Genomic DNA, 7,596 nt, shown 5'->3' with positions numbered 1-7,596 from the left:
CCCGCAGCCGCCGCACCCTGTGCCCGTCGTACTTGCTCAGCGCCGTGAACACCACTGTCCGGATGGGCACGTTGACGCCGACGCCCAGCGTGTCGGTCCCGCAGATGACCTTCAGCAGCCCGGCCTGCGCGAGCCGCTCCACCAGCCGCCGGTACTTCGGCAGCATCCCAGCGTGGTGCACCCCGATCCCGTGCCGGACGAACCGCGACAGGTTCCGCCCGAACTTCGTGGTGAACCGAAAGTTGCCGATCAGCTCCGCGATCCGGGCCTTCTCCGCCTTGGTGCACACGTTGATGCTCATCAGCGCCTGCGCCCGCTCGATCGCCGCCGCCTGCGTGAAGTGCACCAGGTAGATCGGCGCCTTCTGCTCGGCCAGCAGCTCCTCGATCGTCTCGTGCAGCGGCGTCACCCGGTAGTCGTAGATCAGCGGGACCGGCCGCTCCGCCGACGTCACCACCGCCGTCTGCCGGCCCGTCCGGCGCGTCAGGTCCTTCTGGAAGAACGCGACGTCCCCCAGCGTGGCCGACATCAGCAGGAACTGCGCCTGCGGCAGCTCCAGCAGCGGGATCTGCCACGCCCACCCCCGCTCGGGCTCGGCGTAGAAGTGGAACTCGTCCATGACCACCACACCGATGTCGGCCTGGGCGCCGTCCCGGAGCGCGATGTTGGCCAGCACCTCCGCCGTGCAGCAGATGATCGGCGCATCGGCGTTGACGCTCGCGTCCCCGGTCATCATCCCGACGTTCTCGCGCCCGAACATCTCGCACAGGTCGAAGAACTTCTCCGACACCAGCGCCTTGATCGGCGCCGTGTAGAACCCCACCTGCTCCCGCCCGAGCGCCGCGAACAACGCCCCCGCCGCCACCAGGCTCTTGCCCGACCCGGTCGGCGTCGACAGGATCACGTTCGCGCCCGACACCACCTCGATGAGCGCCTCCTCCTGCGCGGGATACAACGTGATCCCGCGCCCCGACACCCACCGCTCGAACGCCTCGTACAGCGAATCGGCGTCAGTGTCGTTTCCGGAGGGAAGTTCATCAATGAGGCTCACCCCTACATCCTGCCCCCGCGAACCCCCTCCCGCGTAACCGCCTTCGCCGCGACGGGTTATACGAGGGCGTGGCCGTACTCGTCCACCAGCGGCTTCAGGTCGGGTTCGCCGAAGAACTCGCGCATCGCCTCGAAGACCGCGACCTTCTCCTCGCCGTACCGACGCACGCGAAGGGCGAACGAGCCACCGGACACGAACGTCGGCGGACGCGTCTTGCTGTGGAACTTGTCGGCGTACATGACCAGCCGTTCTTCGCCGGTCTCGGCCACATAGTCACCGAGTGGCACCGGAAGCCCCTGCCGGACGATGTCGTCGCGCGTCAGGCCCACCCCCGTGTGGCAGGAGCAGAACCGGCAGATCTCCTCGGGGAACCCTTCGTCGCGCAGCAGCTCGTGCCCCAGCACCCCGTGCCGCACGTACTGCCCGGGAGCGCGGTCGCCGTCGTCCAGCCGGTAGACCCCGATGTCGTGCAGCAGGCACCCGGCCCGCACGAGCTCCGCGTCGACGTCGAGCCCCGCGGTCTCGATGATGCGCTCGGCGATCCTCCACACGATCACGCAGTGCGTGTAGACGACCTCGAACGCCTCCGGACTGGGCGCGTGCCGTTCGTGCAGCGCCCGGATCTCCGCTTCCCCTGGAATCCGCACGGACCGACCCTATGCCGGACGCGCGGTTAGGGATTGCTTCTGCGGCAACAACGTGCGGGACGAAGGAGCCGCCGACGAGAGGGAGCAGCGTGGTGAGAAGGGACCAGCCGGACGGTGCGGAGCCCGGGGCGAGTTCGGGGCTTGAGGAGCAGGCCCAGGAGCGGGTCGTCTCCGGGAGCGAGAGCGCGGCCGAGGGCTACGAGTCGGACGCGGAGAGCGGGACCCGGGACGGCGACCCGATCGCGGGCGTCGAGCGGGAACCGGACGAACCGTGACCCACGACCGGGTCGCGGTCATCACGGGCGCCGACTCCGGGATCGGAAAGGCCACCGCGGTCGCGCTGGCCGCGAACGGGTTCGATGTCGGCATCACCTACCGGTCCGACCGGGAGGGCGCCGAGGGGACCGCGCGGGAGGTCGAGGCCGAGGGACGGCGCGTGGCCGTCCGGCGGCACGACCTGACCGACCCGGAGAAGGCCGCCGGGGCCGTGGACGACCTCGCCGAGAAACTCGGCGGCCTGGGGGTCCTCGTCAACAACGCCGGGACCGGCAGCATGCGGCACCTGCTCGACATGGGGTTGGAGGAGTGGCGCGAGGTGATCTCCGTCGACCTCGACGGGGCGTTCCTGTGCGCGCAGCGGGCAGCGCAACGGATGATCGAGCGGTGCGAGGGCGGGCGCATCGTCAACGTGACCAGCGTCCACGAGGAGTATCCGCGGGTCGGAGCCGGGCCGTACTGCGCGGCCAAGGGCGGCATGAAGATGCTCGCCCGGGTGCTGGCGCTGGAGCTGTCGGAGCATGGGATCACGGTGAACACGGTCGCGCCCGGAGAGATCGCGACGCCGATGACCGGCCAGCATGAGCAGCCACCGGAGCCGGACAGCCGCCCGGGGTATCCGGCGGCGCGCCCCGGGCACGCCAGGGAGGTCGCGGAGGCGATCGCGTTCCTGGTGAGCCCGGGCGCGTCCTACGTCACCGGGGCGTCGCTGTTCGTGGACGGAGGGCTCGGACTCATGGGCCCCCAGGCGGCCGGCGCCCTTGAGTCGGCGGAGTGGCGCAAGGGCTAAGGCACTTCCATGCGCACCGATCAGAGTTCACCGCGTCGGTAGAGGCTGTACTGGCTTGCGAGGGCATCGGTGTCGTAGGCGGGCCACAGGGTGAGGGCGGCGGTGTTGCGGTCGATGACCAAGACGCGGTCGGGAACCTCGGGCGGGGGCGCGGCGGGGCGTGCGACGAAGCCGTGGTCGAAGGCTTCGACGATCAGCGGGACGGAGCGACCGCCGGTGGTGCGGGTGTACCAGTCGTCGGCGCGGCGCCATGCTTCAGGCCGGTCGACCGGGTGCGCCTGGAGCGCGTAGGCGGTCAGGACGTCTGAGATGGCACGGACGGTCCGGCAACCGTCGACGCCGCAGGCCAGGCAGACAAGGCGGTCGTGGTGGTCGCGCCCGTAGCGGTGGGCGGACAGGACGGTGGTCAGTGCGGCGGAGGTCGCCAGGGTCAGCATCCGCGCAGTCCGCAGGAACGACAGGCTGTAGGGGTCGAGGGCGGCGGCGTTGCGCTCGGCGAGGGCGTCCAGGGCGTCGGGGTCGGTGCGCATCGCGGCGGTCATGGCAGAGCGGACTTGGCCGGCGGTCCACTCACGCAGGTCGCGACCGCTCACACCGTCCCCTGCAGCGCTCCGGCGGAGAAGAGCGCGACGACGGTGCGGGAACGGTCATTGCCGAACCAGCCCCAGCTGGAGGCCATCAGTGACACGGTGCGCAGGCCGCGCCCCGACTCGGCGTCATCGGCCGCGTCGGTGACGACGGGCTCGCTCGGGCCGCCCTCGTCACCGACACAGATCACGACGGCGCCGTCCCAGCGGGTGATCTCGACGGTGAAGGTGCCGCCGGGCTGGCCGGACTTGGTGTGCCGCAGCGCGTTGACTACGAGCTCGTCCACGGCCAGCAGCACCTCGTCCAGCTCGGGGCAACCGGCCAGGAGAGCGGCGGTGAAGCGGCGAGCCGCACATGCCTGATCAAGGTCACCGGGGAAAGCACGCCGCCACCGCTGCGCATTCGCCGGTGCGGACAAGGCGGGGATGGACGGTAGAGCTATCGGGTACGACATGAGCTTCCTCAGCGTGGCCGGTTCGTCATCGTGCGTGCTCATCATCACGCCGCCGACCGGCACGCACACGCGAAATCCCTTGTCAGAGCCCTGATCGGCACGCTCAAGAGATGGGAGTCGGCCGCCGGTACGACAGAATTCCGAACGTCCGCGAATTGCACGCGCGTGTGGGGCTCGGCTCGTCAGGCTCGGAAGTGGGCGGTATCTGCGACGACCCGGCGCGCGAGCCCGGTGATCTGGGCGCGGAGTTCTTCCGGGGGCGACGTCAGGTCGAGCGCGGTCTCGACAATCTGGAGGTGCTCCGCACCGGTGATGACGTGCGTGTGAGACTCGCTCTTGGACGCGTACACCAGGTAGGCGCGGTTCAGTCCCATCGCCGTGCAGTAGGCGAGCACCTGATAGAGGTCTTCCTGGGGCGTCTCCCCGGTCTTGTACTTGGCGTCCACGACGGTGAGGGGACGTCCGTCCGGGGTGTCGAGAACGAGGTCGGGACGTAGCCGGACCCGGCGGGCATGGTCGAGGTGGTGGCGCCGGTCTTGGAGTCTGACCGTGTATCCGGCGGGCCGCAGCGCTTCGGCGAGCGCGACGCAGAGGAAGTCCTCGAAGACCCGCCACATCTCCAGCATCAGCCCGTCCACGCGGACGGCGGTGCCGTCGTCGAGTTCGTAGGACGCGCCGCGCAGCACGAGTTCCGCGATGCCGAGGGCGGAGTGGTAGTGGGTGTTGAGGCGGGACGGGGTCCACGCGGGCGGCAGCCGGCTTCGATGGGCCGGAGTGCGGGCGTCTCCCGTCGCGGCCGACGTACGTCCAGGTTACGGGCTCCGGCGCCGGTCCGGACACCGGCCTAGCCCGGATGAGGCCCGAATCCCGCACGTGCGAGTTTCGCATGCGCGGCTCACGCACAGAGCGAAAATGAACGTCGAAATTCCGCACGCTCACCATTCATAAGCGCCACATTGCGAGCCATCTCCCCCAATGTTGGCGACCTGATTAAGAAGTGTGCTAAAAATGCGCACGGCCCGGCCCGAATGATGGCGCGGGCACCGTCGAAATCACTCCGCAACGCCGGCCCCGCCGTCCATGAAGGGCGGTGGTCGCGCCCCATCAACGTGGGCGGACGTGCGGGAAGCATGATCGGGGAGAGCGATGAACGAAGGGCCGGAAAGGCGGCAACCGTGGTCGCCGGAAGTGAGCGTCGATTGCCCGGTCGGTGTGGCGCAGCAGGCGTGGATCGAAGCGTCGATGAGCTGGTTCGTCCGCGAGTTCGGCCCGTGGCCGTCCACGCGGGGGATCGTCCTTCTGGAGCCGGCAACGACAGTCGGGCGACGCCGGTTCACCGGGACGCCGGCGCAGATCGACAGCACGGTACGGGTGGTATGCGAGCTGATGGAGATCGACCGGTCCGCGCTCACCGTGGAACTGTTCGACCGGGCGGACGAGGACGCGGCGGCGACCCGCGAGGGGCGTCGGGCCGTCGGCCACTACTACGTCAGGGACGGCCAGGCGGTCATCGCGCTCGACGTGACGGAGGCGTCCGACCTCGCCTACCTGATCGCCGTCATCGCGCACGAGCTGTGCCACGTCCGACTCCTGGGCGAGGGGCGGATCACCGCGGACCGCAAGGATCACGAGCGGCTCACCGATCTGCTCACCGTCTTCTTCGGGTTCGGCGTCTTCACCACGAACGCCGCGCTGCGGTTCGGCGAGACCGGGCGCGGCTTCTCCGTCCAGCCCCTCGGGTACCTGGACGAGCGCACCCTCAACGCCGCACGCAACGACGGCTATTCGCGGCTGGGCTACCTCACGGAACGCGAGTTCGGCTACGCGATGGCCTGCTACGCGTGGCTGCGCAACGATCCCGAGCCCGACTGGGCGGGCGAACTCGATCCCGGCCCGCGCGCCCATCTGAAGCAGGGCCTCGCTTACCTCTCGCGCAATGCCCGGCCGGGCGAGTTCCCGACCCGCATGACCGGGACGGTGCCCGTCTCGGTCCGCGTGACCCCGAAGGCCGACCGTGTGCGGCTCGCCGGCCTGTACCTGATGTTCACGCCGACCGAGTGGCCTCCGGACGCCCCTGGACACCGGCCGTCGTAACGTTCCGCCGCGTCCCCGGCAGGCGCCGACCTGCGCCCGGCACACCTTGGGAACTTGCGTACGTAGAGTCATCATCTGATGTCATTACGTAAGAACCGCTAGACTGGTCCGGTAACCTTGCCCATCAGGAGGCCATGTGAGCCCACCTAGTGCGGAGCACTCCGGCGGCGGCAAGCCGCAACACCGTTTGTCGGTCGAGGAGCTGCTGGCCGAGAAGAACACTCAGCCGATCCGTTCGCTCGACGACCTGGCCGCCGACACCTTTGAGTCGGATGAGGAGCTAGAGGCGTTCGTGGCCTTCACCAATGCGGAACGCCACCGCGACGTCGCCTGAGCCCTCACCATGCGACCGGTCATCCTCGACACAGACGTTGCGTCACTGTCCCACAAGCGCAAGCTCAAGGATCCCCTGGCCACGCGGCTGATCGGACGCCGACCACTGATCACCTTCGTGACACTCGGTGAGCTCACCAAATGGACGGAAGTCCGCCATTGGGGTCCTCGTAGCCGGCAAGGACTGGCCGTGTGGCTTTCCAGTATTCCGGTCCTCCCCGGTGATGAAGCGGTCGCCGCCACATGGGGCCGGCTGTCGGCCGCAAACGTCCAGCGGGGACGCCCACGTCCAGTCAACGACATGTGGGTCGCGGCCTGCGCCATCACCTACGACGTTCCACTGGCCACGCTCAACTTCAAGGATTTCGAGGACTTCGAGACCCACCACCATGGTCTGCGGCTCCTCAGCTCCGACTAGCGCGATGAGGTCAGGTCACGGCCGGTCCCGCCGATGGCGTGACGCGGACCTACCTCTTAGCGCTCGCGGTGTGTACAAAGGCCGTTTCGTGGAACGTGATCGATTGTGAGCACAGTACGGGCACGTAACCGTCACTTGCGCGGCGGCCGTCCCAACCTGACCCGCACCTCGTGAACCGGGGGCACCTCACCCGGCAGCCTTGCGCCCCCCGTTGTGTGACCGGACGAACTCACGCAAACGCCTGGTACAGGTCCCGGAACGTCTTCTGGCAAATGCACTTGGAGTTCTCACCCCATCGCCCCAGCGCTGGGCCGGTCTTCTTCGCCCGGTTCCACAACCGGTGCAGCTCGACCCCCGACCACCGCGTGCCCTCGGCGTCGTAGCGGCCCTGACAAGCGGCCAGCCCCATTCCCACGCAAACCGCGCTGTGCCGGTGAGCGGCGGCGCCAGCGCCTGAAAGGGGAGCCCGCACGCCCGAGGGATCCGATGCCCATCACTCAGTCAGGACGACGGTTGCCGACGGGGCCGCGCACGACATTCAATCAGCCCATTCGGCCCAAACTCGCACAAACAGGATGTCATCACTTCGGTTGATTATCGAGCGACTCAACCACTGACCGTCCTGCATGCAACGCCTATTGAAGGCGAAAGCATGCTGTGGAGGTCACCGTGCCGCGTGGAACGCATGCACGGCGCTGAATCCTCAATATCGGCACGTGCAAAGTTCGGACGTGCGCGATTTCATGGGGGCCGGTGTGGTCTTGGCGTCAGCCCCGCGCGTCAAGGCACACCCCGGCGAGCCGTCCGCACCCCACTGTCCTGATAGGCGGTCCGCCTCCCCCAACGAAAGGGACGCGGGCGTGGGCGTTGAAGACACCACCAAGACCGACACACGCACGGAGACGTCCGACAAGCCCACCTCGCAGGAGCGCCCCTCCGCCCCAC

Annotated in this window: 10 protein-coding genes; 5 read left to right on the top strand and 5 right to left on the bottom strand. The window is 68.7% G+C overall.

Translation table 11 applies throughout. The features are described from left to right. Both E1200_RS28865 and E1200_RS28860 read right to left on the bottom strand, forming a co-directional pair. Nucleotides 1-1,051 (bottom strand): DEAD/DEAH box helicase (locus E1200_RS28865; protein WP_131955235.1); only part of this gene is annotated, 1,051 nt, incomplete at its 3' end. A gap of 56 nt (nucleotides 1,052-1,107) precedes the next feature. Next, nucleotides 1,108-1,698 carry an HD domain-containing protein gene (locus tag E1200_RS28860; RefSeq protein WP_131955234.1) on the bottom strand — a complete coding sequence of 197 codons (591 nt, stop codon included), beginning with the start codon at nucleotides 1,696-1,698 and terminating at the stop codon, nucleotides 1,108-1,110. Between the two features lie 92 nt (nucleotides 1,699-1,790). On the opposite strand from E1200_RS28860, the gene E1200_RS28855 reads away from it, so the two are divergent. Together E1200_RS28855 and E1200_RS28850 are read left to right on the top strand one after the other, a co-directional pair. Then, nucleotides 1,791-1,973: a hypothetical protein gene (locus E1200_RS28855; protein ID WP_207933599.1), complete on the top strand. Its 183-nt coding sequence runs from the start codon at nucleotides 1,791-1,793 to the stop codon at nucleotides 1,971-1,973. After that, nucleotides 1,970-2,764 (top strand): SDR family oxidoreductase, encoded by a 795-nt coding sequence (locus E1200_RS28850; RefSeq protein WP_131955232.1) that lies wholly within the window; start codon nucleotides 1,970-1,972, stop codon nucleotides 2,762-2,764. The genes E1200_RS28855 and E1200_RS28850 overlap by 4 nt, the downstream gene beginning before the upstream one ends. A gap of 20 nt (nucleotides 2,765-2,784) precedes the next feature. Here E1200_RS28850 and E1200_RS28845 read toward each other — a convergent pair whose 3' ends face one another. The 3 genes from E1200_RS28845 to E1200_RS28835 all read right to left on the bottom strand — a co-directional run bounded on the left by E1200_RS28845 (nucleotide 2,785) and on the right by E1200_RS28835 (nucleotide 4,561). Beyond that, the gene (locus E1200_RS28845) at nucleotides 2,785-3,306 is read right to left on the bottom strand and encodes a hypothetical protein (RefSeq protein ID WP_131955231.1); all 522 of its coding nucleotides are present in this window, start codon (nucleotides 3,304-3,306) and stop codon (nucleotides 2,785-2,787) included. Between the two features lie 47 nt (nucleotides 3,307-3,353). Beyond that, entirely contained in the window at nucleotides 3,354-3,770 is a 417-nt protein-coding gene (locus tag E1200_RS28840; RefSeq protein WP_243708908.1) for an ATP-binding protein, read from the bottom strand. A 218-nt stretch (nucleotides 3,771-3,988) separates the two neighbouring features. Beyond that, nucleotides 3,989-4,561, bottom strand: a complete 573-nt coding sequence (locus E1200_RS28835) for a hypothetical protein (protein ID WP_131955230.1) — start codon at nucleotides 4,559-4,561, stop codon at nucleotides 3,989-3,991. Between the two features lie 433 nt (nucleotides 4,562-4,994). Between E1200_RS28835 and E1200_RS28830 the strand changes: the two genes are divergently transcribed. The 3 genes from E1200_RS28830 to E1200_RS28820 all read left to right on the top strand — a co-directional run bounded on the left by E1200_RS28830 (nucleotide 4,995) and on the right by E1200_RS28820 (nucleotide 6,651). Next, nucleotides 4,995-5,900 carry a hypothetical protein gene (locus E1200_RS28830; RefSeq protein WP_131955229.1) on the top strand — a complete coding sequence of 302 codons (906 nt, stop codon included), beginning with the start codon at nucleotides 4,995-4,997 and terminating at the stop codon, nucleotides 5,898-5,900. 136 nt (nucleotides 5,901-6,036) lie between these two features. Beyond that, on the top strand, nucleotides 6,037-6,234 hold the full coding sequence (locus tag E1200_RS28825) for a hypothetical protein (RefSeq protein ID WP_131955228.1): 198 nt from the start codon (nucleotides 6,037-6,039) through the stop codon (nucleotides 6,232-6,234). Between the two features lie 9 nt (nucleotides 6,235-6,243). Beyond that, on the top strand, nucleotides 6,244-6,651 hold the full coding sequence (locus E1200_RS28820) for a type II toxin-antitoxin system VapC family toxin (RefSeq protein ID WP_131955227.1): 408 nt from the start codon (nucleotides 6,244-6,246) through the stop codon (nucleotides 6,649-6,651). The last annotated feature ends 945 nt before the right edge of the window (nucleotides 6,652-7,596 follow it).

The organism is Actinomadura sp. GC306 (genome assembly GCF_004348665.1).
Lineage (GTDB): Bacteria > Actinomycetota > Actinomycetes > Streptosporangiales > Streptosporangiaceae > Spirillospora.
This window is presented reverse-complemented; position numbering and strand designations above follow the sequence as displayed.